General features: G+C 67.2%; 27 protein-coding genes. 11 read left to right on the top strand and 16 right to left on the bottom strand.

Annotation, left to right across the window (positions count from 1 at the left end):
• Positions 1 to 11: 11 nt before the first annotated feature.
• The 3 genes from PYV55_RS09360 to PYV55_RS09350 form a co-directional block, all read right to left on the bottom strand.
• Complete coding sequence (locus PYV55_RS09360; RefSeq protein WP_275850426.1) at positions 12 to 809, bottom strand: enoyl-CoA hydratase-related protein; 798 nt, start codon at positions 807 to 809, stop codon at positions 12 to 14.
• An 80-nt stretch (positions 810 to 889) separates the two neighbouring features.
• Positions 890 to 1,426 carry a peptide-methionine (S)-S-oxide reductase MsrA gene (gene msrA, locus PYV55_RS09355; protein ID WP_275850424.1) on the bottom strand — a complete coding sequence of 179 codons (537 nt, stop codon included), beginning with the start codon at positions 1,424 to 1,426 and terminating at the stop codon, positions 890 to 892.
• Entirely contained in the window at positions 1,427 to 1,639 is a 213-nt protein-coding gene (locus PYV55_RS09350; protein WP_275850423.1) for a hypothetical protein, read from the bottom strand. It lies immediately after the preceding gene.
• A 102-nt stretch (positions 1,640 to 1,741) separates the two neighbouring features.
• On the opposite strand from PYV55_RS09350, the gene PYV55_RS09345 reads away from it, so the two are divergent.
• From PYV55_RS09345 to PYV55_RS09315, 7 genes are all read left to right on the top strand, one after another.
• Positions 1,742 to 3,415, top strand: a complete 1,674-nt coding sequence (locus tag PYV55_RS09345) for an OFA family MFS transporter (RefSeq protein WP_275850422.1) — start codon at positions 1,742 to 1,744, stop codon at positions 3,413 to 3,415.
• A gap of 39 nt (positions 3,416 to 3,454) precedes the next feature.
• Complete coding sequence (locus PYV55_RS09340; RefSeq protein WP_275850420.1) at positions 3,455 to 3,949, top strand: formate dehydrogenase subunit gamma; 495 nt, start codon at positions 3,455 to 3,457, stop codon at positions 3,947 to 3,949.
• Entirely contained in the window at positions 3,949 to 5,514 is a 1,566-nt protein-coding gene (locus PYV55_RS09335; protein WP_275850419.1) for a formate dehydrogenase beta subunit, read from the top strand. Before PYV55_RS09340 ends, PYV55_RS09335 begins: the two co-directional genes overlap by 1 nt.
• Before the next feature lie 25 nt (positions 5,515 to 5,539).
• Positions 5,540 to 8,437: a formate dehydrogenase subunit alpha gene (gene fdhF / locus PYV55_RS09330; protein WP_275850418.1), complete on the top strand. Its 2,898-nt coding sequence runs from the start codon at positions 5,540 to 5,542 to the stop codon at positions 8,435 to 8,437.
• Complete coding sequence (fdhD, locus tag PYV55_RS09325; RefSeq protein WP_275850416.1) at positions 8,434 to 9,288, top strand: formate dehydrogenase accessory sulfurtransferase FdhD; 855 nt, start codon at positions 8,434 to 8,436, stop codon at positions 9,286 to 9,288. Before fdhF ends, fdhD begins: the two co-directional genes overlap by 4 nt.
• A gap of 20 nt (positions 9,289 to 9,308) precedes the next feature.
• A complete protein-coding gene (locus PYV55_RS09320; protein WP_275850414.1) occupies positions 9,309 to 9,554 on the top strand; it encodes a formate dehydrogenase subunit delta in 246 nt (81 codons plus the stop codon).
• Positions 9,555 to 9,697: 143 nt separating this feature from the next.
• The gene (locus tag PYV55_RS09315) at positions 9,698 to 10,408 is read left to right on the top strand and encodes a protein-L-isoaspartate O-methyltransferase family protein (RefSeq protein WP_275850413.1); all 711 of its coding nucleotides are present in this window, start codon (positions 9,698 to 9,700) and stop codon (positions 10,406 to 10,408) included.
• A 36-nt stretch (positions 10,409 to 10,444) separates the two neighbouring features.
• On the opposite strand, the gene PYV55_RS09310 is transcribed toward PYV55_RS09315, so the two are convergent.
• Positions 10,445 to 11,290 carry a fumarylacetoacetate hydrolase family protein gene (locus PYV55_RS09310; RefSeq protein WP_275850412.1) on the bottom strand — a complete coding sequence of 282 codons (846 nt, stop codon included), beginning with the start codon at positions 11,288 to 11,290 and terminating at the stop codon, positions 10,445 to 10,447.
• Between the two features lie 89 nt (positions 11,291 to 11,379).
• A complete protein-coding gene (locus PYV55_RS09305; protein ID WP_275850411.1) occupies positions 11,380 to 11,556 on the bottom strand; it encodes a hypothetical protein in 177 nt (58 codons plus the stop codon).
• Positions 11,557 to 11,659: 103 nt separating this feature from the next.
• Between PYV55_RS09305 and PYV55_RS09300 the strand changes: the two genes are divergently transcribed.
• The 3 genes from PYV55_RS09300 to PYV55_RS09290 all read left to right on the top strand — a co-directional run bounded on the left by PYV55_RS09300 (position 11,660) and on the right by PYV55_RS09290 (position 14,072).
• Entirely contained in the window at positions 11,660 to 12,259 is a 600-nt protein-coding gene (locus PYV55_RS09300; protein ID WP_275850409.1) for a chromate transporter, read from the top strand.
• Positions 12,256 to 12,852 (top strand): chromate transporter, encoded by a 597-nt coding sequence (locus PYV55_RS09295; protein ID WP_275850408.1) that lies wholly within the window; start codon positions 12,256 to 12,258, stop codon positions 12,850 to 12,852. Before PYV55_RS09300 ends, PYV55_RS09295 begins: the two co-directional genes overlap by 4 nt.
• Before the next feature lie 251 nt (positions 12,853 to 13,103).
• Positions 13,104 to 14,072 carry an aldo/keto reductase gene (locus PYV55_RS09290; RefSeq protein WP_275850406.1) on the top strand — a complete coding sequence of 323 codons (969 nt, stop codon included), beginning with the start codon at positions 13,104 to 13,106 and terminating at the stop codon, positions 14,070 to 14,072.
• A 74-nt stretch (positions 14,073 to 14,146) separates the two neighbouring features.
• Here the strand turns inward: PYV55_RS09290 and rlmB are convergent, their stop codons facing one another.
• Positions 14,147 to 14,899: a 23S rRNA (guanosine(2251)-2'-O)-methyltransferase RlmB gene (gene rlmB / locus PYV55_RS09285; RefSeq protein ID WP_275850404.1), complete on the bottom strand. Its 753-nt coding sequence runs from the start codon at positions 14,897 to 14,899 to the stop codon at positions 14,147 to 14,149.
• Between the two features lie 290 nt (positions 14,900 to 15,189).
• On the opposite strand from rlmB, the gene PYV55_RS09280 reads away from it, so the two are divergent.
• Positions 15,190 to 15,546 (top strand): hypothetical protein, encoded by a 357-nt coding sequence (locus PYV55_RS09280; protein ID WP_275850402.1) that lies wholly within the window; start codon positions 15,190 to 15,192, stop codon positions 15,544 to 15,546.
• 465 nt (positions 15,547 to 16,011) lie between these two features.
• On the opposite strand, the gene bioF is transcribed toward PYV55_RS09280, so the two are convergent.
• From bioF to PYV55_RS09230, 10 genes are all read right to left on the bottom strand, one after another.
• Positions 16,012 to 17,253: an 8-amino-7-oxononanoate synthase gene (gene bioF, locus PYV55_RS09275; RefSeq protein WP_275850401.1), complete on the bottom strand. Its 1,242-nt coding sequence runs from the start codon at positions 17,251 to 17,253 to the stop codon at positions 16,012 to 16,014.
• A gap of 101 nt (positions 17,254 to 17,354) precedes the next feature.
• A complete protein-coding gene (locus tag PYV55_RS09270) occupies positions 17,355 to 17,678 on the bottom strand; it encodes a type II toxin-antitoxin system HicB family antitoxin (protein ID WP_275850400.1) in 324 nt (107 codons plus the stop codon).
• Positions 17,668 to 17,925 (bottom strand): toxin HicA, encoded by a 258-nt coding sequence (locus PYV55_RS09265; protein WP_275850398.1) that lies wholly within the window; start codon positions 17,923 to 17,925, stop codon positions 17,668 to 17,670. Before PYV55_RS09265 ends, PYV55_RS09270 begins: the two co-directional genes overlap by 11 nt.
• Positions 17,926 to 17,954: 29 nt before the next feature.
• Positions 17,955 to 18,782 carry a dethiobiotin synthase gene (bioD, locus tag PYV55_RS09260; RefSeq protein WP_275850395.1) on the bottom strand — a complete coding sequence of 276 codons (828 nt, stop codon included), beginning with the start codon at positions 18,780 to 18,782 and terminating at the stop codon, positions 17,955 to 17,957.
• Complete coding sequence (bioA, locus tag PYV55_RS09255) at positions 18,779 to 20,152, bottom strand: adenosylmethionine--8-amino-7-oxononanoate transaminase (protein ID WP_275850394.1); 1,374 nt, start codon at positions 20,150 to 20,152, stop codon at positions 18,779 to 18,781. Before bioA ends, bioD begins: the two co-directional genes overlap by 4 nt.
• A gap of 275 nt (positions 20,153 to 20,427) precedes the next feature.
• Complete coding sequence (locus PYV55_RS09250; RefSeq protein ID WP_275850393.1) at positions 20,428 to 21,594, bottom strand: c-type cytochrome; 1,167 nt, start codon at positions 21,592 to 21,594, stop codon at positions 20,428 to 20,430.
• A gap of 36 nt (positions 21,595 to 21,630) precedes the next feature.
• Positions 21,631 to 22,623, bottom strand: a complete 993-nt coding sequence (locus tag PYV55_RS09245; RefSeq protein ID WP_275850391.1) for an FAD:protein FMN transferase — start codon at positions 22,621 to 22,623, stop codon at positions 21,631 to 21,633.
• Between the two features lie 7 nt (positions 22,624 to 22,630).
• The gene (locus PYV55_RS09240) at positions 22,631 to 23,839 is read right to left on the bottom strand and encodes a DUF3570 domain-containing protein (protein WP_275850390.1); all 1,209 of its coding nucleotides are present in this window, start codon (positions 23,837 to 23,839) and stop codon (positions 22,631 to 22,633) included.
• Positions 23,840 to 23,852: 13 nt separating this feature from the next.
• Entirely contained in the window at positions 23,853 to 24,098 is a 246-nt protein-coding gene (locus tag PYV55_RS09235) for a DUF4266 domain-containing protein (RefSeq protein WP_275850389.1), read from the bottom strand.
• A gap of 15 nt (positions 24,099 to 24,113) precedes the next feature.
• Complete coding sequence (locus PYV55_RS09230) at positions 24,114 to 24,614, bottom strand: TlpA family protein disulfide reductase (RefSeq protein WP_275850387.1); 501 nt, start codon at positions 24,612 to 24,614, stop codon at positions 24,114 to 24,116.
• Positions 24,615 to 24,693 lie beyond the last annotated feature (79 nt).

The following is a 24,693-nucleotide window of genomic DNA, read 5'->3' as shown; positions in this document are numbered from 1 at the left end:
CGTATTTCGCATCAATGAAAGCGCGGCGCGCGCTTTTCGACAAAGGCGTGCAGCCCCTCGCGCGCGTCCTGGCCGCGCGTGCACTCCTGCAGAAGCGCCTGCTCAAGCGCCATCTGCGCCTGCAGGCCGCGCTGCATCGCGCCTTCGCACAGGTGCTTGATCTTGGCCAGCGACCCGCTGGGCGCATGCGCAAGGCGCGCGCACAAAGCCTCGGCGCGTGGTGCCAGTTCGGCATCCGGCACGACTTCATCGACCAAACCCATTGCAAGGCATTGGCGCGCGTCCAGCGCGTCGCTGAGCATGAACAGCTGGCGTGCGCGCAGCGAGCCCACGCGGCGCGTGACGAAATAGGACGCACCCATGTCGGGCGACAGGCCCAGCGCCACGTAGCCCGTGCGCAATTTCATGGACGCGGCCGCCAGCGCAAAATCGCCGCACAGCGCCCAGCCCACGCCGCCGCCGCCGACCGGGCCGTTGATCGCCGTGACCACGGGCACGGGCAGCTGCGACAGGCGCATGAGCGCGGGGTGCGCAATGTCCACGAGCGCGCGCAGGTAGGACTCCAGCGTCTCGGCATGCGCGCGCATCTCGGCGATATTGCCACCGGCGCTGAACAGCCCGCCGCTGCCGCTGAGCAAGACCACGCGCGGCCGCGCTGCGGCCACCTCGTCCACCGCCCGCGCCAGCGCCGCCGTGGCCGCGAGCGCGAGCGTGTGCGGGCCGTCGCTGCGGTCGAACACGATGCGCCCGATGCCGTGCGCGACGCTCCAGCGTATGGTGTCCACGGTTTGTTCCATCACTTCATGCATGGCTGTCTCCTCTTTTTGGATGGGAAAACGGCGCCACGCTGGCGCCTGAACGCCTGGCCGGCCTGTCGTCGGCACGGTCCTCACGGTTTCAGATACTGCGCAAAGGTCTTGCGGAATTTTTCCAGCTTGGGCGCGATGACGAAGGCGCAATAGCCTTGCTGCGGATGGCGCGCGAAATAGTCGCGATGGTAATCCTCGGCGGGCCAGAAAGCGGTCAAAGGCTGAACCTCGGTGACGATGGGCGCACCGAACACGCGCTGCGCCTCGAGCTCACGGATCAAGGCGCGCGCGGCCTCGCCGTGCTCGGGGCGTTCGTAATAAATCCCGCTGCGGTACTGCGGCCCCACGTCGTTGCCCTGGCGGTTGGGCGTAGTGGGGTCGTGCGTGGCGAAAAAGATTTGCAAAATTTCACGCACATCGATCTGCGCCGCGTCGAACGTGACGCGCACGGCCTCGGCATGCCCGGTCGTGCCCGCGCAGACCTGCTCGTAGCTCGGCTGCGGCACGTGGCCGTTGCAGTAGCCGCTTTGCACCGCAAAAACGCCACGCACACGCTGAAAAACCGCCTCGGTGCACCAGAAGCAACCTCCGGCGAGCACGAGAGCTTCAGTGTTCATTCAGACCTCCTCTATGGATGGACGTTCGGCTGGATGTTCGTGGACTTGACTGCGCGGCTTCAGCCCTTCGCCTGCCATGCGGCGCCCAGACGCGCGGCGGCGCGCCTCACCGAGCGCCGGATAGGCCTGCGCGAGCGGCATGACGGCCCCTGCGCAGGCGGGGTCGTAGCCCGGCAATTGCGACAGCACGGCCTGAAAGGACGGGTCGCGCAATACGGGCTTGAAAAAGTCCGGCGATGATCTGAGAGCTCGCAAAACATGGCTACGATGGCTCCATTTTCCATGCAAAGACAAACTCACACCAAAGGAAACCCAATGTCCACGACACTCAGCCCAGGGGCACTTGCCCCGCATCCCTCAAAGGGCGGCATTCTGTCCAAAGAGCGCATCGTCGCCGCGCCCGGCTTCAACCGTTGGCTGGTGCCGCCCGCAGCATTGGCCATTCACCTGTGCATCGGCATGGCCTATGGCTTTTCGGTGTTCTGGCTGCCCTTGTCCAGGGCGCTGGGCATCAAGGAATCCATCAAGTGCGGCCCCGACGTGGGCTTTGTCGCGCAGCTGTTTACTACCAGCTGCGACTGGCCGATTTCAACGCTGGGTTGGATGTATACGCTGTTTTTCGTCTTTCTCGGTCTCTCGGCCGCCATCTGGGGCGGCTGGCTCGAGCGCGTGGGGCCACGCAAAGTGGGCGTGATCGCGGCGCTTTGCTGGGGCGGCGGCATGCTGTTCTCGGCCCTGGGCGTGTACCTGCACCAATTCTGGATGATGATTCTCGGCTCGGGCATCATCGGCGGCATCGGTCTGGGCCTCGGCTACATCTCACCGGTGAGCACATTGATCAAGTGGTTTCCCGACAAACGGGGCATGGCCACCGGCATGGCCATCATGGGTTTTGGCGGCGGTGCCATGATCGGTTCGCCGCTGGCGGCAGAGCTGATGAAGCATTTCGCCACACCAACCAGCGTAGGCGTGTGGGAGACCTTCGTCGTCATGGGCGTGGTCTACACCATCGCCATGCTGATCGGAGCTTTCGGCTATCGGATTCCGGCGCAGGGCTGGAAACCCGAGGGCTGGACACCGCCCGCGCAAGGGCAGACGAATGCCATGATCACGCAGGGCCATGTGCACGTGAAAAAAGTGTGGGGCATTCCGCAGTTCTGGCTGGTGTGGATGGTGCTGTGCATGAATGTGTCGGCAGGTATCGGCGTGATCGGCATGGCCAGCCCGATGCTGCAGGAGGTGTTCGGCGGCAGCCTGATCGGCGTTCCTGCCAAATTCAGCGAACTGGACAAGGCCCAACTGACGGCCATCGCCGGCGTGGCCGCAGGCTTTGCCGCGCTGCTGAGCCTGTTCAACATCGTGGGCCGTTTTTTCTGGGCCAGTCTGTCAGACAAGCTCGGACGCAAGATGACCTACTCGATTTTCTTCATCCTCGGTGGCCTGCTGTATTTCAGCGTCCCGATCAGCGCAGCCGCGGGTAACAAACTGATGTTCGTGGCTGCTTTTTGCATCATCCTGAGCATGTACGGCGGGGGCTTCGCCACCGTGCCGGCTTACCTGGCGGACCTTTTTGGCACGCAGATGGTCGGGGCGATCCACGGTCGTTTGCTGACTGCATGGTCCACCGCAGGGATTCTCGGGCCTGTGGTGGTGAATTACATGCGCGACTATCAGCTCGGCCTGGGAATCCCCCGTGAACAGGTTTACAACCAGACCATGTACATCCTGGTCGGCATGCTGGTGATCGGCCTGCTTTGCAACCTGATGATCCGCCCGGTGGCAGACAAGCACTTCATGACCGAGGCCGAGCTCGCCGAAGAAAAACGCCTGGCGCACGAGCGCGCCGAAGCCAGCGAAGTCGGCGCGAGCCTTGCGTCCTACCACCCCAGCAACCCCGCCTTGGTGTGGGCAGCCTGGATCGCGGTTGGCATCCCGCTCGCCTGGGGCGTGTACCGCACGCTCTTGAGCGCGAGCCAATTCTTTCATTGAGCGCCGTTTCCGGCATTCCACCATGAGCCCGCGCACGCCATGAATCCCATACCCCGTTCCGCACCCGATCTGGGCAAAGTCTCCGAGGCGATCGCCGCGCACCGCGACCAGCCCGGCGCGCTGCTGCCGCTGCTGCACGCCGTGCAGGATGCGCTTGGCTATGTGCCGAGCGAGGCAGTGCCCATGATTGCGCGCGCGCTCGATCTCTCGCGGGCCGAGGTGCATGGCGTGATCAGCTACTACCACTTCTTTCGCAGCGAACCGCCGGGGCGGCAGGTGGTGCAGGTCTGCCGCGCCGAAGCCTGCCAGGCCTGCGGCGCCGAAGAGCTGCTCGCGCACGCCGAGCGCGTGCTCGGCTGCGCACGCCACGGCACGCGCGCGGACGGCGCGGTGACGCTGGAGCCAGTCTATTGCCTGGGCCTGTGCGCATCCTCGCCGGCGGTGCAGATCGGCGCAAAACTGCACGCGCGCGTGACGCCCGAGCGGCTCGAACAGCTGCTCGCCGAATCCTTGGCCAATGTGGAGGCAGTGTGATGGCTACGAACCCTGTCACCGTCTATGTGCCGCGCGACAGCGCCGCCCTCGCGCTGGGCGCCGACGCGGTGGCCGCCGCGCTGCAAGCGGGCGCCGCGGCGCGCCAGCTGCCCGTGCAACTGGTGCGCAACAGCTCGCGCGGCATGTTCTGGCTCGAGCCGCTCGTTGAAGTCGCCACGCCCGCCGGGCGCATCGCCTACGGGCCGGTGGCGCCGCAGGACGTGCCCGGCCTGCTCGACGCGGGGCTGCTGCAAGGCGCCGCGCACGCGCTGTGCCTGGGCCCGACCGAGCAGATTCCTTACCTCGCGCGGCAAGAGCGCCTCACTTTCGCGCGCATGGGCGTGACCGACCCGCTGTCGCTGGCCGATTACGAGGCCCACGGCGGCTGGCAGGGGCTGGATCGGGCGCTGGCGCTGGGCGCCGCCGCCGTCGTGCAAGAGGTGCAGAGCAGCGGCCTGCGCGGGCGCGGCGGCGCGGCCTTTCCGACCGGTGTCAAGTGGCAAACCGTCGCGCAGGCGCAAGCCGCGCAAAAGTACGTGGTCTGCAACGCCGACGAAGGCGATTCGGGCACTTTTTCCGACCGCATGGTGCTCGAGGGCGATCCGTACATGCTCATCGAGGGCATGACCATCGCCGCGCTGGCCGTGGGCGCGACGCGCGGCTACGTGTATGTGCGCGCCGAATATCCGCACGCCGTGGCGGCGCTGCGCGAAGCCATGGCACGCGCCACCGCAGCGGGCGTGATCGGTGCGCACGTGCGCGGCAGCGCGAGCGCCTTCCACCTCGAAGTGCGCAAGGCCGCCGGTGCCTATGTGTGCGGCGAGGAAACCGCGATGCTCGAGAGCATCGAGGGCAAGCGCGGCATCGTGCGCGCCAAACCGCCGCTGCCGGCGCTGCAGGGGCTGTTCGGGCAGCCCACTGTGATCAACAACGTGATCAGCTTCGCCAGCGTGCCCCTCATCCTGGCGCGCGGCAGCGCTTTTTACCGCGATTACGGCATGGGGCGCTCGCGCGGCACCCTGCCCTTTCAGCTTGCGGGCAACGTGCTGCGCGGTGGCCTGGTCGAGAAAGCCTTCGGCCTGAGCCTGCGCGAGCTGGTGTTCGACTTCGGCGGCGGCACGCGCAGCGGCCGACCGGTCAAGGCGATCCAGGTCGGCGGCCCGCTCGGCGCCTATGTGCCCCCCTCGAAATGGGACGAGCCGCTGGACTACGAAGCCTACGCCGCCTTCGGCGCGGTGCTGGGCCACGGCGGCGTCGTGGTGCATGACGACAGCGCCGACATGGCGCGGCTCGCGCGCTACGCGATGGAATTCTGCGCCCTCGAGAGCTGCGGCAAGTGCACGCCCTGCCGCATCGGCAGCACGCGCGGCGTCGAGGTCATAGACCGGGTGCTGCGCGGTGAACACCGACTGCAGCAAGCACAGCTGCTGCGCGATCTGTGCGACACCATGCTCCACTCGAGTTTGTGCGCCATGGGCGGCATGACGCCCTACCCCGTGCTCTCGGCGCTCGAGCACTACCCCCAGGACTTCGGCCTCGCCGCAACCCAAGACCTCGCCGCCTGAGCCCGACCACCGAAGGAGACCGACGATGCTGCCCCACCTCCCCCCCGAGATCGACTACGGCACTCCCGCGCGCAGCGCCGAGGAGACCGTCGCCCTGACCATAGACGGCTACCACGTCGCCGTGCCCAAGGGCACCTCGCTGCTGCGCGCTGCCGTGCACGCGGGCATCCAGGTGCCCAAACTTTGCGCTACCGACAGCCTGGAGCCGTTCGGCTCGTGCCGCTTGTGTCTGGTGGAAGTCGAGGGCCGCCGGGGTTTCCCGGCCTCGTGCACCACGCCGGTCGAGCCCGGCATGGTGGTGCACACGCAGACGCCGCGGCTGCAAAAGCTGCGCCAGGGCGTGATGGAGCTCTACATCAGCGACCACCCGCTGGACTGCCTGACCTGCAGCGCCAACGGCGATTGCGAGCTGCAGGACATGGCCGGCGTGACGGGGCTGCGCAACGTGCGCTACGGCGTCGCGGGCGAGAGCGTGGACGGCGTCGCCGGGGCGCACCACACCTGCGCGCAAAAGGATGAGTCCAACCCCTACTTCACGTACGACCCGGCCAAATGCATCGTCTGCAACCGCTGCGTGCGCGCCTGCGAGGAGGTGCAAGGCACGTTCGCGCTGACGATTGCAGGCCGAGGATTCGCGTCGCGCGTGTCTGCGGGCCAGCAGCAGCCCTTCATGGACAGCGAATGCGTGAGCTGCGGTGCCTGCGTGCAGGCTTGCCCGACCGCGACCTTGCAGGAAAAGACCGTGATCAAACTCGGCCAGCCCGAGCACAGCGTGATCACCACCTGCGCCTATTGCGGCGTGGGCTGCGGCTTCAAGGCCGAGATGAAAGGCAACACCGTGGTGCGCATGGTGCCGTGGAAGGACGGCAAGGCCAACGAGGGGCACTCCTGCGTCAAAGGCCGCTTTGCCTGGAGCTACGCCACGCACCCGGACCGCATCAAGAGGCCCATGGTGCGCGAAAAAATCACCGACCCTTGGCGCGAAGTGAGCTGGGACGAGGCGATCGACTTCGCCGCCACGCGCCTCAAGGCGATCCAGGCACGCTACGGCAAGGACGCGGTGGGCGGCATCACCTCGAGCCGCTGCACGAATGAAGAGGTGTACCTGACGCAAAAACTGGTGCGCGCCGCGCTGGGCACCAACAACGTGGACACCTGCGCGCGCGTGTGCCATTCGCCCACGGGCTACGGCATGGGCCAGACCTTCGGCACCTCGGCGGGAACACAGACCTTCAAGTCGGTCGAGCACGCCGACGTCATCATGGTCATAGGCGCCAACCCGAGCGACGCGCACCCCGTGTTCGCCTCGCGCATGAAAAAACGCCTGCGCCAGGGAGCGAAACTGATCGTGATCGATCCGCGGCGCATAGACCTCGTGCGCTCGCCACATATCCATGCGCAGCACCACCTCGCGCTCAAGCCGGGTACCAACGTGGCCATCATCGACGCCCTGGCGCACGTGGTGGTGACCGAAGGGCTCGTGAACGAAGCCTTCGTGCAGGAGCGCTGCGACCTGCAGAGCTTCGAGGCCTGGCGGGCCTTCGTCAGCCGCCCCGAAAACTCGCCCGAAGCCTTCGAAGCCGTTACCGGCGTGCCCGCGGCCGAAGTGCGCGCCGCCGCGCGCCTGTACGCGAGCGGCCCGAACTCGGCCATCTACTACGGCCTGGGCGTGACCGAGCACGCGCAAGGCTCGACCATGGTGATGGGCATCTGCAACTTGGCCATGGCCTGCGGCATGGTGGGGCGCGAGGGCGTGGGCGTGAACCCCTTGCGCGGGCAAAACAACGTGCAGGGCAGTTGCGACATGGGTAGCTTTCCGCACGAGTTGCCCGGCTACCGCCACATCAGCGACAGCACGGTGCGCAGCACTTTCGAGGCCGCCTGGGGCGTGGAGATCAGCCCCGAGCCGGGCCTGCGCATCCCCAACATGTTCGAGGCCGCGCTGGACGGCAGCTTCAAGGGTCTGTATTGCGTGGGCGAGGACATCGTGCAGTCCGACCCGAACACGCAGCACGTGGCCGCGGCGCTGAGCGCGATGGAGTGCGTGATCGTGCAGGACATCTTCCTCAACGAAACGGCCAAGTTCGCCCACGTGCTGCTGCCCGGCGCGAGCTTTCTGGAAAAAGACGGCACCTTCACGAACGCCGAACGGCGCATCAGCCGCGTGCGTCAGGTAATGCCGCCGCTGGCCGGCCTGGGCGACTGGGAGGCGACCATGAAGCTGTCCAACGCGCTCGGCTACCCCATGCACTACACGCACCCCGAAGAGATCATGCGTGAGATCGCGCTGCTCACCCCCAGCTTCGCCAGCGTGAGTTACGAAAAAATCGAACGCCTGGGCAGCGTGCAGTGGCCTTGCAACGCGCACACCGACGAGGCCGGCACGGCCATCATGCACGTCGATGGCTTCGTGCGCGGCAAGGGGCGGTTTTTCAACACGCCGTACGTGCCGAGCGAAGAAAAGGTCAACGCGCGCTACCCGCTGCTGCTGACCACGGGACGCATCCTGAGCCAATACAACGTCGGCGCGCAGACGCGGCGCACGCCCAACGTGCACTGGCACGACGAAGACCGGCTCGAAATCCACCCGCACGACGCCCAGGAGCGCGGCATCCAGGACGGCGACTGGGTGGACGTGAGCAGCCGCGCGGGCCAGACCGTGCTGCGCGCGCAGATCAGCGAGCGCATGCAGCCCGGCGTGGTCTACACCACCTTCCACTTCCCGGAATCGGGCGCCAACGTAATCACCACCGAAAACTCCGACTGGGCCACCAACTGCCCCGAATACAAGGTCACGGCCGTGCAGGTGAGCAAAGTGATGCAGCCGTCCGAATGGCAGCGCCGCTGGGCCGACTTCACGCGCCAGCAACTGGCCTTGCTGCCACGCCGGCAAGCGCACACAGCCGAGGTGTTCGGCAAATGAAAACCCCGGATGCCACCTTGCTGCCCGCGGGCATCCGCCGCTGCGATGTGGTCGCGTGGCACGGTGGCCGCGCACAGCCGCAGCCCGACTGGGTGGCGCAGGAGGTGCCCGTGGCGCTGGTCTTCAACGGCATCTCGCACGCCGTCATGCTCGCCAGCCCCGGCGACCTCGAGGACTTCGCGCTCGGCTTTGCCCTGACCGAGGGTCTGCTCGACGGCCCGGCCGAACTCTATGGCTGCGAAGTGCACGAAGTGGCCGAGGGCCTGGAGCTGCAGCTTGAAGTGGCCGCGGCCTGCGCCTGGCGCCTGCAGCAGCGCCGCCGCACACTGGCCGGGCGCACCGGCTGCGGACTGTGCGGCACCGACAGCCTCGCGCAGGTGCACCGCAGCCTGCCGCGCGCACCTGCGGTGCAGGTGCCAGCGTCGGCACTGGCATGCGCACAGCGCGCGCTGCGCCACGCCCAGCCGACGCAGCAGCTCACCGGCGCGAGCCACGCCGCGGCCTGGTGCGACCGCGCCGGCAAGCTCCAATTCGCGCGCGAAGACGTGGGCCGGCACAACGCGCTCGACAAACTCGTCGGCGCGATGGTGCGCGCGTGCGTGGATCCGAACGAGGGCTTCATCCTCGTCACGAGCCGCGCGAGCTTCGAGATGGTGCAAAAGGCTGCAATGGCGGGCGCCGGCGTGCTCGCCGCGGTGTCCGCACCCACGGCACTGGCGATAGAGACGGCGCAGGCTTGCGGTCTGGCGCTGGCGGGTTTCGTGCGCGGTGACGACTGCGTGGCCTACACCTTTGCCGAACGCTTCGGCCTTGCCGCAGCTCCCCAGTCCCCGCCCACTTCCTCCACCTGAACCGCAACCTGAACCGCACCATGGACATCCACCACCTGCTGCGCATGGCCAACCAGATCGGCACTTTTTTCGAGGCCATGCCCGCGCGCGACCAAGCCCTGCAAGAAGTCGCCCAGCACCTGCGCAAATTCTGGGAGCCGCGCATGCGCCGGGAATTGCTTGCCCACCTCGACGCCGGCGGTGCGGGCCTGCTGCCCATCGTCGCAGAGGCCCTGTGCGCCCACCGCGCGCTCGTCGAGCCGCCTGCAACGGCAGGCAGCCATTGAGCCACCTTCTTGCTGCGCACTGCGACGGCGGGAATATGGGCAATCGGCCAAAACAAAGGCTCTAAAATCTCAGCATCTTTCGGCACGCGCCCCACGCAGCTGCATGCTGCCACGACGTCTGCCCTCCTCCTTCGGAGCCCCTGATGACCCTGCCCCTGAACACCACTGCCAACCCCGGCGACCCCATCGTCCGCGCCCGCTTCAACATGATCGAGCAGCAAGTGCGCCCGTGGAATGTGCTCGATGAGCAGGTACTGGCGCTGCTCGAACAGGTGCGCCGCGAAGACTTCGTGCCGCCGGCGTACCGCGCCATGGCGTTCATGGACACCGAAATCCCGCTGCTCGGCGAGCCCGAGCAGGCGCTGCGTCTGGGCCGCTGCATGCTGCCGCCGCGCGTGGAGGCACGCATGCTGCAAGACCTGCGCCCCCAGCCCGGCGACCGCGTGCTCGAGGTCGGCGCGGGCTCGGGCTACATGGCGGCGCTGCTGGCCAGCTGCACGCAACAGGTGGTGTCGCTCGACATCGTGCCCGAGCTCGCCGAATTCGCGCGCCGCAACCTGCAGCGTGCCGGCATCGGCAACGCCCATGTGCGTGTGGCCGACGGCGCGCATGACGCCTTGCCCGAGGGCCCCTTCGACATCATCGTGCTCAGCGGCTCGGTGGGCGAAATCCCCGCGCGGCTGCTCGACCAGCTGCGCCCCGGCGGGCGCCTGGGCGCCATCGTCGGCGATGAGCCCATCATGCGCTTCACGCTCGTGCGTCAGGTCGAAAACCGCTTCGAAGCCAGCCAGCCCTGGGACTGCAACGCGCCGCGCTTGCTCGGCTTCCCCGAGCCCGTGGCGTTCGAGTTCTGAACACCTTCATCGGCGCGGGCAGCGCCGATGGCGGCGTCAATCGGCGATGCAGGTCTGCGTCTGCTCGCCCAGCCCTGCGGCGCCCAGGCGCATCACGTCGCCGGGCTTGAGGAACCAGGGCGTGGGCTTTTGCCCCAGGCCCACACCGTGCGGCGTGCCCGTGAGCACGATGTCGCCGGGTTCGAGCGACATGAACTGGCTGATGTAGGCCAGCACTGTGGGCACGTCGAAGATGAAGTTGCGCGTGTTGCCGTCCTGCACGCGCTGCCCGTTGACCTCCAGCCACAGGCCGAGCGCATGCGGGTCGGGCAGCTCGTCGCTGGTCACGAGCCACGGGCCTATGGGGGCGAAGCTGTCATAGCTCTTGCCCTTGTCCCACTGGCCGCCGCGCTCGCTCTGGTAGGCGCGCTCGGACACGTCGTTGGCCAGCACGTAGCCGGCCACATGCTGCAGCGCCGTGTCTTTGCGCACGTGGCTCGCGCGCGTGCCTATGACCACGCCGAGCTCCACCTCCCAGTCGGTTTTTTGCGCGCCGGGCGGAATGCGCACCGGGTCGTTCGGGCCGCTGAGCGCGGTGATGGCCTTCATGAACAGCACGGGCTCAGCCGGAATGGGCATGCCGGCCTCCTTGGCATGGTCGGCGTAGTTCAGGCCCACGCAGACGATCTTGCCCACGCCGCCCACGGGGCAGCCCAGGCGCGGCTCGCCCTCCACGGCAGGCAGGCGGCCCGCGTCGATCGCGGCCAGCGCAGCAAGCGTGCGCGGGCTGAGCTGCGCCGGCCCGAGGTCTGGCAGCAGCATGGACAAGTCGCGCAGCACGCCCTGTGCATCGACCAGCCCGGGGCGCTCGGCGCCGGGCGCGCCGTAACGGATCAGCTTCATCGCTCGGTCTCCTCCAGATGCAGTGCGCCATGACCACGCCCGTCACAGCACGCAAAAACCGCGGCCCCAAAGTCGTCCGCCGCAGCAGCTTACCATTCGCAGGCGCTTGCAGTGCCTAGCAGCCTGTCGGACTTTGGAATCGTCGGCTGCGAATGCACCGCAGCGGCCCATTTTTTACCGTCTTCTTGCCCCATAGTCCCGCTATGGGGCGGCGAATCCGGCAAAAACTGGCCTCGCTGGGGCACATTCTCGCTTTCGACGTCCAAAGCCTGGGCTCTCGAAAGTATATTTTTGATAGCTGCTTGTGCTTGATATTCCTTGACAAAAGGCTTATTTCATTACGAATCGATGCACTCCCCTTCGCTTTCCATGACGGCGTCTGCGCGCCCACGCGATCCTGCCGATTTGTTCTGGTCCTTCACCTGGCTGGCCCTGCAAGGTTTTGGCGGCGTGGTGGCCGTGGTGCAGCGCGAACTGGTCGAGAAAAAGCGCTGGCTCAGCGCCGAGGAGTTCGTCGAGAGCTGGGCCGTGGCGCAGATCATGCCGGGGCCCAACGTGGTGAACCTCGCGCTCATGGTGGGCGACCGCTATTTCGGGCTGCGCGGTGCACTCGCGGCGCTGACGGGCATGCTGCTCTTTCCGCTGCTGCTCGTGCTGGTGCTGGCGGTGCTGTATGCACACTTTGCTGCGCACCCCGCCGTCGCAGGGGCGCTGCGCGGCATGGGCGCCGTGTCGGCAGGGCTGATCGCTGGCACGGGACTCAAGCTCGCGCGCAGCTTGCGCACGCACCCGCTGGGCCCGTGGTGGTGCGGGCTGTTCGTGGCGGCCACCTTCGCCGCCATGGTCTGGCTGCATTGGCCGCTCGTCTGGCTGCTGCCCACGCTCGGCGGCCTGGCCTGCGTGCTGACCTGGCACAAGCTGCCGCAAGTGCAAGCGCCGGAAGAAGCGCAAGCGAAAGTGCTGCCATGAGCGCCCCGTTACTGCACCTGCAGCCCGCCGACTGGCTGCAACTTTTCCTCTACTACGCCTCGGTGTCGCTGCTCGCCGTGGGCGGCGCGGTCGGCACGGCGCCCGACATGCACCGTTTTCTGGTCGTGCGCCAAGGCTGGCTCAGCGACGCGCAGTTCAGCGCCTCGATCGCGATCGCGCAGGCCGCACCGGGGCCGAATCTGCTGTTCATCGCCCTGCTCGGCTGGAACGTGGGCCTGAACGCGGGCGGCGCCGGTGCGCAGCGCTGGGCCCTGGCCGCCTTGGGGCTGCTGCTTGCCATGCTCGGCACGCTGCTGCCCAGCACCACGCTGACCTGGCTGGCCACGCGCTGGGCGCAGCGCAACCACACGCGGCGCAGCGTGCGCGCCTTCAAGCAGGGGCTGGCGCCAGTGGTGATCGGGCTGCTGCTCGCGACGACCTGGCTGCTTGGCAGCGCGCACGGCGCCCACGCGCAGGCCTGGCCGCTGTGGCTGCTGACCGCGCTGTCCGCTTTGCTCGTGTGGCGCACGCGGCTGCATCTGCTGTGGCTGCTGGGCACAGGCGCTTTGCTCGGCGCGCTGGGCTGGGTTTGAGCAAGGTCTATGCACGCCAGCCGCATCTGCTGCAACAATGTGCGGCCACGCTAGCAGCCTGTCGGACTTTGGAATCGTCGGCTGCGAATGCGCCGCAGCGGCCCATTTTTTACCGTCTTCTTGCCCCATAGTCCCGCTATGGGGCTGCGAATCCGGCAAAAACTGGCCTCGCCGGGGCGCCTTCTCGCTATCGACGCCCAAAGTCCGACAGGCTGCTAGCGCACCATAGTTTTCACTCCAAGGAGATCGCCATGACCACACCCCCTTTGCGCCCGCTGGGCCGCTCCGGCCTGCAGGTTTCGCCGCTGTGCTTCGGCGGCAACGTGTTTGGCTGGACGGCCGACGAAGCCACCTCGTTCTCGCTGCTCGACGCCTGGGTCGATGCGGGCTTCAACTTCGTCGATACCGCAGACATGTATTCGAGCTGGGTACCGGGCCACCAGGGCGGCGAGTCCGAAACCATCATCGGCAAGTGGCTGCGCCAAAGCGGCAAGCGCGACCGCATCGTGCTCGCAACCAAGGTCGGCAAGGAGATGGGGCCGGGCAGACAAGGCCTGCGTCCCGCTTACATCCGTGCCGCGGTCGAAGATTCGCTGCGCCGCCTGCAGACCGACTACATAGACCTGTACCAAGCGCACGAGGACGACCCCGACACACCGCTGGCCGAAACGCTCGAAACCTTTGCCGCACTGATCAAAGAGGGCAAGGTGCGCGCAATCGGTGCCTCGAACTACAGCGCGCCGCGCTTTGCCGAAGCGCTCGAAACCAGCGTCGCGCTGGGCCTGCCGCGCTACGAAAGCCTGCAGCCGCTGTACAACCTCTACGACCGCGCGGTGTTCGAAGACGAACTGCGCCCGATCTGCCTCGAACATGAGATCGGCGTGATCAACTACTACGCGCTCGCCTCGGGCTTTCTGACCGGCAAGTACCGCAGCGCCGAAGACGCCGGGAAAAGCCCGCGCGGCGCGGGCATCGTGGCGCAGTACCTGAACCCGCGCGGCCTGCGCATCCTGGCCACGCTCGACGAAGTGGCCGAACGCTACCAGGCCACGCCCGCCCAGGTCGCGCTGGCCTGGCAGATGGCACAGCCGGCCATCACGGCGCCGATCGTGAGTGCGACCTCGGTCGCCCAGTTGCAGGAACTGGTAGGCGCCGCGCAGTTGCAACTCGACCCCGACGCGCTCGAAGACCTGACGCTGGACAGCGCCGAAGGGGTGTGAGTTCATGGGCGCTCGGCTTTCCCGCAGCGCCCTCACCTGCACTTCGCCCTGCCCCGCAGCGGGAAATGCGAGCCTCAGCTTGCCGAGCGCTGGCGCAGCGCCTCGTACAGGCACACGCCGCTCGCGACCGAGACGTTGAGACTCTCGACCGCGCCGCGCATGGGAATGTGCACGAGCGCATCGCAGGTCTTGCGCGTGAGCTGGCGCATGCCCTGCCCTTCGGCGCCCAGCACCAGCGCCGTGGGGCCGCGCAGGTCGGCCTGGTAAAGCGACTGCGGCGCATCGTCGCTCGTGCCCAGCACCCAGATTGCGCGCTCCTTGAGCTCGCCGAGCGTGCGCGCGAGGTTGGTGACCATGAAATACGGCACGGTCTCGGCCGCGCCGCTCGCCACCTTGGCCACGGTGGCGTTGATGCCCACGGCGTGGTCTTTGGGCGCAATGACGGCGTGCGCGCCCGCACCATCGGCCACACGCAGGCAGGCGCCGAGGTTGTGCGGATCGGTCACGCCGTCAAGCACGAGCAACAGCGGCGGCGCGCCGCCCGCGGCTTCGAGGCCGTCGAGCAGATCGTCGAGCGAGCGCGCCTGCGCCAGCGGCTGCACGCGCGCCGCCACGCCCTGGTGCCCCTGCGTGCCAGCGAGCCGCGCGATGCGCAAACCATCGGCCTCGATCAGCCGCACGCCAGCGGCACGCGCGCGCTCCAGAAACTGCCGCATGCGCGCATCGCGGCGCGTGGGCTCGTAATACACCTCGACGATGGACTCGGGCGCGGTCTTGAGACGCACGCCCACGGCGTGGAAGCCGAACAGGATTTTGGGGCTGGACATGGGGGGATTATCGGCGGCGCGGCTTTGTCGCCCCGTATGCCCGGCGTGACCAAGGCATGCGCCGGTGCGCGGAAATAAGCGGAAAAGGACTACCATGCGGCCGGGATGCCCCGACCGGTTGCCACAAGCCCGGATTGCGGCGCATCCCGTGACCACCGGGAAGAAGCTTGTGCAGTGTTCGACGCTCTCTGCGACATCAAGCATCAAACACTGCACCAGGCGCCCTCGCCGAATGGGTTGCGGCGACTGCAGCCATCCACGAAACAACCCGATATCTTCAGGAGTTTGTGATGCACAAGAAAGCATGGATTACCGGTGCCCTCGCCGCCGCCCTGTCCCTGACTGCCGGACTGGCCGCCGCGGCCGATCCGCAGCCCGTCATCTACGGCAGCCAGCTCATGACGCAGCAGGAGCGCAATGCCTACCGCGCCCAGATGCGGGCCGCCAAAACCGTGGAGGAAAGAGAGCAACTGCGCAAGGAGCACCATGAACGCATGCAGGAGCGCGCCAAGGCGCAAGGCGTGACGCTTCCCGACGAGCCGCCCGCGCGCGGCGGCGGCATGGGCCCCGGCGGCGGCGGCATGGGCCCAGGCGCAGGAATGGGGCCCGGTGGCGGCATGGGGCCGGGGGGTGGTCGCAACCGCTGACTAGCAGCCTGTCGGACTTTGGAGTCGTCGGCTGCGAATGTGCCGCAGCGGCCCATTTTTTACCGTCTTCTTGCCCCATAGTCCCGCTATGGGGCGGCGAATCCGGCAAAAACTGGCCTCGCTGGGGCCCATTCTCGCTATCGACGCCCAAAGTCCGACAGGCTGCTAGTGTAGTGTTTGATGCCTGATGCGACTAATAAAACCGATGGATTTTTGGTCTGGGCAAGGCGCAAACCGCAGCGATACCGGGTGGTATCGCGAGGATTTGCAACGCGGCCCGGGCCGAAAAGACGCGGTTTTATGTCGCAGATAGCGTCGAACACTACACTAGTTCCCCCGCTTCGCCTCCTGCCCATCTCACCGCGTGTAGGCACGCCGTGAGAACCATCGGGCTCGTTTTCCGACAAGGCCTGCGCCAGCAGGGTGCCGCGCGGTGCCGCGGGGCAAGCTCCTTGTCGGAACCCGTTATCCACCCGCCCGCGCAATGCCCGCGAGCGCATCGACCAGCCGCTGCACGTCCTGCGCCGTGTGCGCGGCCGAGAGCGCAATGCGCAGGCGCGCGGTGCCCGCAGGCACCGTGGGCGGGCGGATCGCGGGCACCCACAGGCCTTGCTGGCGCAGGCGTTCCATAGCGGCCAGGGCGCGCGCGTTGTCGCCGATCACGAGCGCCTGCACGGGCGTGCGCGCATCGAGCAGGCGCCAGCCCGTGGCGGCGTTGCACAGCGGCAGCAGCCCCGCGCGCAGCTGGGCCACGCGCGCCTGCAGCTGCACACGCAGCGCGTCGCCCTGTTCGATCAGGCGCACGCTGGTGCGCAAGGCGTTGGCCAGCAGCGCGGGTGCGGCCGTGGCAAAAGTGTAGGTGCGCGCCTTTTGCAGCAGCCATTCGATCAGCGTCGCATCGCCCGCCACGAAAGCGCCGGCCACGCCCGCGGCCTTGCTCAACGTGGCCATGTAGAGCACGCGGCGTGCCGCCTGCGCGCCTGTGAGCCCGGCCTCGGCCAGGCTGCCGCGCCCCTGCGGCCCGAGCACGCCGAAGCCGTGCGCATCGTCGAGCAGCAGCAGCGCGTCGTAGCGCTCGCACAGCGCCAGCAGCGCGCGGATGTCGGCCACGTCGCCGTCCATGCTGAACACCGCGTCGCTGATGACGAGCTTGCGCCGCTGCGTGCTCTGCGCGAGCGCCTGCTCGAGCGCCGCGAGGTCGGCATGCGCGTAGCGGTGGATCTGCGCGCCCGACAGGCGTGCGCCGTCGATCAGGCAGGCATGGTTGAGCGCGTCGGAGAACAAGGCGTCGCCGGGGCCGACGAGCGCCGGGATGATGCCCGTGTTGGTGGCATAGCCGGCGTAGAAATAGAGCGCGCGCGGCAGCTGCACAAACGCGGCGAGCTCTTGCTCGAGCGCGGCGTTGGCGACGCTGTGGCCGCTGACCATGGGCGAGCCGCCCGCGCCCACGCCATACGTCCAGCTCGCATCGCGCGCGGCCTGCGCGAGCGCGGGGTGCGTGGCCAGGCCCAGGTAATCGTTGCTGCAAAAGGCGAGCATGAGCGTGCCATCGACCCACAGCTGCGCGCCCTGCCCGGGCTGAGTGACGCGCCGCTGGCGGCGCAGCTGCGCGCGCTCGATCTCGGCCAGGTGCGCGGGGATTTCATCGAGCCAGGAAGTTGGGTTACTGGGCTCACCGGCAGCGAGCGGGTTTTGCGGAAGGAGCATGGAAATTTTGGCTTTTTGCTTCTTTAAACATAGCTTCTAGCGCTTTTATAGTGGCCACAAGCAGCGTTTTTATGGAGTGTTTTTTGCTATCAAAATAGATATCAGGCTGCGAGTTTTGCGCTTGCCAGGCGATTCAGGCTGACCCCTTGCTCGGCAGCCTGGATGGCCAAAGCACGATGAACTTCGGGCGGAACGCGAACGCGGAATTCGCCGCTGTAATGCTTCTCCGCGAGCGCCACGGGGACTTCTTCGCCGTTCGCACGCATATCGGCCACGGATTCTGCGACCATGCGCCGAATTCCTTGGAGGGCGGCTTCCGGTGTATGGGCAAGCCAAGACAAGGAGGGAAACTCGGCACAAAGGCCGACATATTCACCATCTTCTGGCGACCAAGTGACGCGATAGGTGTAGTGATCAACCGTCACGGTGCATTCCTTTCAACTTCTCGACAGCCAACAACACTTGCCTCACCTGATAGGCCTTGGCCTTGCCTTTGTCGGATTGGATGTTGATCCGCGGGTCTCCTGCCCATGGCGTCTTGAAAATCGCGTGGCTGCTTCCCGATTGGCGTGGCTCCCCGAAGAAATGGCGGCACACATGCTGGAGGTCTGCGAACCGAACATTGGCCGGCTCCCGCTGCATTTGCGCCAGAATCTTGAGGACGTCCGCCATCGTCGAATGGTATCAATAATGACACCAAATCATAAACCCCTCCCACCACCGCGGCGCGAGAGCGGCAAGGCATTGCTGCAGAGCCAATCCGTCGGCAGCGCCAGCTCTATGGCGGCGCTTTGCGGCTGCGCAAGATAGCCGATGTGGCCCAGCAGGGGCGCGCCCAGGTGGCGGCGCAGGTAGGCGACGTTGTCTTCCACGGCGGCCATGTCGGGGTCGATCTGGTTCGCGACCCAGCCGGCGAGCGGCAGGCCGCACGCGCGGATGGCCTGCGCCGTGAGCAGCGCGTGGTTCAGGCAGCCCAGGCGCAGCCCAACCACGAGCACCACGGGAATGGCGAGCGCCTGCGCCAGGTCGGCCATGGTGCAATCCTCGGCCAGGGGCACCAAAAAACCGCCTGCACCTTCCACGACCACGGCATCGGCGTGCTCGCACAGCGCCTCGTAGCTGGCCTGCAGCACGGGCACGCTGATGCGCACGCCGGCGCGCTCTGCGGCCAAATGGGGCGAGAGCGGATCGGGCAGCAGCACGGGGTTGTCGAGCGCAGGCGGCACGGCCACGGTGGAGGCGGCGCGCAGCTGCAGCGCGTCCTCGCTTGCCGGGCCTTGCGGCGTATGAATAGTGCCGGCGGCCACGGGCTTCATGCCGACCACGCGCGGGTAGTGGCGCGCGAGCGCGCGCAGCAGCGCCGCGCTGACCAGCGACTTGCCCACGCCGGTGTCGGTGCCGGTGACGAAGCAGGCGAACGATGTCGCTGGCGCAGGAGGTGAAGAGGCCGTAGAAATCGCAGAAGTCGCAGAAGGCACAGCAGGAGCGTGCTCGGACCTTGCAGGAGCCTTGCTGGCGCCGCCGTTCATACCTGCCCCTCCTCGGCCAGCGTGGCTTCGAGCGCACCGAGCGCGCCGCGCGCGAGCCAGTCGATCGCCTCCTCGTCCATCACGTAGGGCGGCATGATGTAGAGCGCATGCCCTATGGGGCGCAGCAGCACGCCGTGCGCGAGCGCGTGGTGGTGCAGGCGCTGGCTGAAGTCGGGCAGGCGCGTTTGCACGTCCCAGGCCCAGATCATGCCCTGGTGGCGTGCATGGCGCACGCGCGGATGCGCTGAGAGCGGCGCGAGCGCCGTGCCGATCTGCTGCGCGAGCGCCTGGTTGCGCGCTATGGCTTGAGTTTGCGCAAAAAGCTCCAGCGTCGCGAGCGCCGCGCGGCATGCGAGCGGGTTGCCGGTGTACGAGTGCGAATGCAAGAAGCCGCGCGCCACCGCGTCGTCGTAAAACGCCTCGTACACCGTGTCGGTCGTGAGCACCACCGACAGCGGCAGCGTGCCGCCCGTGATCCCCTTGGAGAGGCACAGAAAATCCGGCCGTATGCCCGCCTGCTGGTGCGCGAACAGGCTGCCCGTGCGCCCGAAGCCCGTGGCGATCTCGTCGACCACCAGGTGCACCTCGTAGCGGTCGCACAGCGCGCGCGCCTCGCGCAGGTACAGCGGGTCGTACATCGCCATGCCGGCAGCGCACTGCACCAGCGGCTCGAGGATCAGCGCGGCGGTTTCGGCATGGTGCGCCGCAAGCCAGGCTTCGAGCGTGCGCGCGCAGCGCCGTGCCACGTCGGCGGCGCTCTCGCCTGGCTGCGCCTGGCGCGCGTCGGGGCTGGGCACGGTGGCACCCAGGCGCACGAGCGGGGCGTAGGCGGTGCGGAAGATGTCGATGTCGGTCACGGCCAGCGCACCCACGGTTTCGCCGTGGTAGCCGCCCGCCAGGCCGACGAAGCGGCATTTTTCGGGCCGGCCGGCGTTGCGCCAGTAGTGCGCGCTCATCTTGAGCGCGATCTCGGTCGCCGAGGCGCCGTCGCTGCCGTAAAAGGCGTGCCCCAGCCCGGTCAGCTCGTGCAGGCGCTGCGACAGCTCCACCACGGGCGCATGCGTGAAACCCGCGAGCATCACGTGGTCGAGCTGCGCAAGCTGCTCGCGCAGCGCCGCCTGGATGTGCGGATGGCTGTGCCCGAACAGGTTGACCCACCACGAGCTCAGCGCGTCCAGAATGCGCCGGCCCTGGTAGTCATAAAGCCACACGCCGGCGGCGCGCTCTATCGACACCAGCGGCACCGCACGCGGGCCTGCGTGCTGCTTCATCTGCGTGCAGGGGTGCCAGACGTACTGCAGGCTGCGCTGGGCCAGGGTGTCGTGGGGGGAGGGAAAGGAAAAATCAGGGGGATTCGAGGAAGCAGGCATGGTCTGGCAATCTCCAGAGCCTGTCGGACCTTGGAATCATCGGCTGCAAATGCGTCTCAACGACGCATCTTCGCCTTTCGAAGCGCAAAGTCCGACAGGCCCCTGGCGCGGAAAAACAACCGCGCAGTGTAGAACCAGCCGGCCTGCGCTGCCGGGGCGTGGGCCTGCGCAGTTGCGCAGGCCCACGCATAACGCGCAAGAAACTAGAAGTGATATTGGCTTCTTGCGCTTATCTGTAGTGCACAGAAAGCTATTGAATAAGAAGCAATTTTCGCTCAGAACGGGGCTGCGATGAAGGCCGCGATGTTGGTCAGGTCGGCGGTGCTGAACTTGCCGGCAAACATGCCCATGCCTCCGGTGTTGTTGTTGATGGCATTTTGAATCGCGGTGGGATTGTTGGCGCCGTTGCCGATCTTGTTGGAGGACGGCGGCATGCCATGGCAAGCCTGGCAGTTCGCCGAATAGAGGGGTTTGCCAAGCTGCGCCGGTGTTGCGGGTGCCGGTGCCGGTGCCGGTGCCGGTGCCGGTGCCGGTGCCGGTGCCGGTGCCGGTGCCGGTGCCGGTGCCGGTGCTGGTGCCGGTGCCGGTGCTGGTGCCGGTGCTGGTGCCGGTGCTGGTGCTGGTGCCGGTGCTGGTGCTGGTGCTGGTGCTGGTGCTGGTGCTGGGGCTGGGGCTGGGGCTGGGGCTGGCGCGGGGGCTGGTGCGGGGGCTGCCGTGCCATGGAATTCGTTTTCGAGTTCCATTTCGCACTCATGGCTGAGCCCGCTTGCGCACGACGCTCCTGCCTGGAGCTTGTCTTCCAGGCGCTGCCTTTGCGTGCTGACCTGGTGCTCGGCCTCGGTCAAGGCGTCGTCGCGGTTTTTGCTCTTCAAGGCCTGGGTGTAGGCAAGGACGACACTGCGCGCCAGGATGCCCGCCTTCTGGCTGTCACTGTCGCTGCCGCGTTTGGCCACATAGTCCGCCATGGGGGCCGCGGTGGGCGGCAGGCCCAAAGCCTGAGCCGTGGCGGCCTGCGCGTCGGCAAGGGTCTTGCCCTGCGTGGTCATCTTGAGGTGCACCAGAGAGGTCAGCGGGCTGATGACGGTCTGGCCTGCAGGGGTGCTCATCTGAAAAGGCTGCAGCACCGGGCCGGTGTCCGCATCGACGGCATCCGTGCCGACCAGCGCGAGCAGCGGCGCATTCTCCTGCGCCGGGGGCACCTGCAGTGTGACCTTGCCGTCACTGCCGGTGCGGCCCTGGACTTCACCCGGATCGCAATTGCCGTTGCTGTTGCTGTCCACGCAGACCAAGGCGTTGCTGATCACCCCGTCCACGACGGTCGCGCTCAGGGCCTTCGGAGTGGCTGTTGTTCCGGTGCCGCCACCTCCGCCACCGCAGGCAGTCAGGGTCAGCGCCGCCGCCGCGACACAGGAAAGGGCAAACGTAGGATTCTTGAAGTACATGGATAGCTCCTGGTGGTTGAAGAAAAATGGGGAACATCAAGGGGAGGCAGCGACGTCGCACAAGCCGCGCGGCGGGGGGGACGTCATGGGCGGCATGGCAAGCCCATCGGACCAGCATCGGCCGCTCTGGTCCATTGCGAGGTAGCGCACGCCCTGCGCCTGCAGCCAGGGCAGCGCGCCGTCTGCCTTGAGCATGGCAATGGTGGACAGCGCGCCGGCGCTCGTGGTGTTGGCCGCCAGCACGCTGACCGAACGCCAATGGCTCACGGGCCAGCCCGTGCGCGGATCGAGGATGTGGCAATACCGGCGCCCCTCATGAATGAAAAAGCGCTCGTAATCGCCGCTCGTGGTCAGGCCGCCGCGTGCAAGCGGCAGCAGGGCCAGCGTCGCCTGCGGTTGCTCTGGACTGGGGCGGGGATGCTGAATGGCAATCTGCCAGGGGGTATCCTGTTGCTGCGGCAGGCCCCGCCCGCCCAGCGCATGCAAGTCGCCGCCGAGGTTGAGCAAAGCGTGCGTCATGCCGTGCCGCTGCAGCACGGCTGCAGCACGGTCGGCCGCGTATTCCTTGCCAAAACCGCCAAAGTCCAGTTCCATGCCGGAGCGCGCCAGGCGCACTTTGCAGCCCTGCGCGCCACTGCGCTCCACCTGCTGCCAACCCACCAGGGGCAGCAGCGCCTGCACGGCCTGGGTATCAGGAGGTACGCAGCGCTGGAAGTCCCAGGCGCGCCGCAAAACCCCCGAGGTGATGTCGAACAAGCCATCGCTGGCCTGCCACAGCTGCGCGGCAAAGTCGAGCAGGCCGGCGGTTTCGGCATCGACCTCCACCGCTGCCTGCCCGGCGGCCCGGTTGATATGGCTGACGACACTGGCTGTGCGGTAGCGCGAAAATTTTTGCTCTATGCGCTGCACCTCGGCGATCGCCGCCTGGGCCGCCTGCCGCATGGCGCGCTCGTTGCGGCCGTCCAGCTGCAGGCTGCAGGGCGAAGCCATGGCCTGGAACTCGAAACGCAAGGTGCACCAGCGGCCCATGAACACCTCAAAAGCGGTAGGTCAGACCCAGCTGCATGAAGCGCGCGCTGAAGGGCGCCAGCCCCGGACTGCCGCCGCCCCCCAGATGGCGGCCCGCCGATTGCCGGTAGCTTTCGATCTTGGCGTCGACCACCAGGTCGGGCGTGAAGGCGTAGGCCGCCTTGAGCGACAAGGTGGTGGCACCGAAGGCCGCCAGGCGCTGGTCGGCCGACACGAAGCGGTTTTGCCCGTAAAGCGCCAGCAGCGGGCTCAGGTCCACCGCCCCCTGCGACGTGAACACCGGATCGACGTAAAAGCGCGCGGCACTCTGGCTGTAGTAGCGCACGCCGGGGGTGAAGGTCCACGCGCCCGCGGGCTGCACCCAGTCCAGCCCCAGCGTGTGCGAGTTCACGCCGAAGCTGTCGTGGTAATAGCGGTAACTGCTGCGCAGCGAGGCCCTGAAGGGCTCCAGATAGTGGTTCCAGCGCGCCAGGGCGATCCAGGCGTTGCGCTGCGACGGACGCAGGTCGAACGACTTGTAGGGGTCGTTGAAGTAGCCGCCGCCCACGCTGCGCGTGAGGTTGAGTTGCGCAATGTCGTTGGGCGTGAGCACCTGCGTGACGCCGGCCATGAGCTCGTTGGTGCGCTTGTGCCGGTCGATCGCCGTATTGACGCCATTGGAGCTGTTGTCGATCACGTCGCTGGAATGGCCGAAACCTAGGTTCCAGGTGCGGTTGTTGTCGTCGCTGGACCAGCGCGCCTCGAGGCCGATGGCACGCGAGATGTAGTCGTGCTCGGTGGAATAGGCCACGCTGGCCGAAAAAGCCGCGCGCGGCAGATAGCGCGTCACCTTGAAGTCGCCGGCCCTGCGGTAGTCCTTCATGTGCTGCGTGGCGCCCGAGCGCTCGGTGTACCAGCGCGGCGTGGCGCCGGAGACGCTGTCGCCGACCAGCGTGCCCTCCACGGCCCATTCGCCTGCGATCGGGGCCTGCACGTAGAGCTGCGGCGCCTTGACCTTGACGCGGTCCCAGCCTGGCTGCCAGTCTTTGTAGTCGCCATATTTCACGGCGATGGTGGTTTTTTCGGGGGCGTTTTCGGCCCCGGCAGACAGTGGCGCGAGTGCGGACAGGGCGGCCAGGCCGGGCAGCAGCAGCGAAGCGCGCAAGACAGTGCCTGCGGCCTGGGCGAGCGTGGCGTTGCGCAGGCCCGGAGCAAGGGTGGGCGGGGTATGTGACATCGTCGGCCCCCGCTCAGTTGCAACCACAGCCGCCGCCACCCACGCCGTAACCGCCGCTGGAGCTCTCTTTGCTGCCGTAGATGTGCTGCACGAAGCGCTGGTCCAGCGGATCGGCTTCGAAAGTCATGCTGGGCTGCGCGAGATGCCCCTTCTCCCACGGGCTCACCTGTCCCAGCTGCTCCAGAGGGCCGAGTTGGCTGCACCCGCCGAGCCACGACAGGGAGGTGAGCGCAAGCAAGTTCACGATGGCGTTTTTCATGGTCTTGCCGCGCCTTCAGTTGGAAATGCGCAGGGCTTGCTTGATCTGCTGCTCCAGTTCGGCGCGACTCTCACTCTTGAAGCCGCTGTGCATGCTGAGCACCTTGCCGTCGGGGCCGATCAACACCGAAGTGGGCATGCCCTTGATGGCATAGAGGCGCGGGCTTTTGCCAGCGGCATCGAAAGCCACGTCGAAGTTCGCCGGCACGTCCTTGAGGAAGGCCTGGGCATCGCCCGCCTTCTGATCGACGTTGATCCCCACCACCTGCAGCCCTTTGGCTGCGTAGCGGCTTTGCAGCTCGTTCATCCAGGGGAACGACTGCTTGCAGGGGCCGCACCACGAGGCCCAGAAATCCAGATACACCGTCTTGCCCTTGTAGTCGCTCAGGCGCACCGTGCCGGCCCGGCCCGGCAATTCGAAATCGGGCGCCGGCTGGCCGACTTCGACCGCCAGCGCCGGCAGGCCGAGCACGGCCACCAGGGTCAGGGAAAGGGTTTTTGCAATGGCTTTTTTCATGGGACTCGCGCTCCTTGGGGAAAGTGAAACCTGCGCAGAAAGCACAACTTGGGAAAATTTCCCGCAAATATCCGCGAAA

The sequence above is a fragment of the Extensimonas soli genome (genome assembly GCF_029211265.1).
Lineage (GTDB): Bacteria > Pseudomonadota > Gammaproteobacteria > Burkholderiales > Burkholderiaceae_C > Extensimonas > Extensimonas soli.
This window is presented reverse-complemented; position numbering and strand designations above follow the sequence as displayed.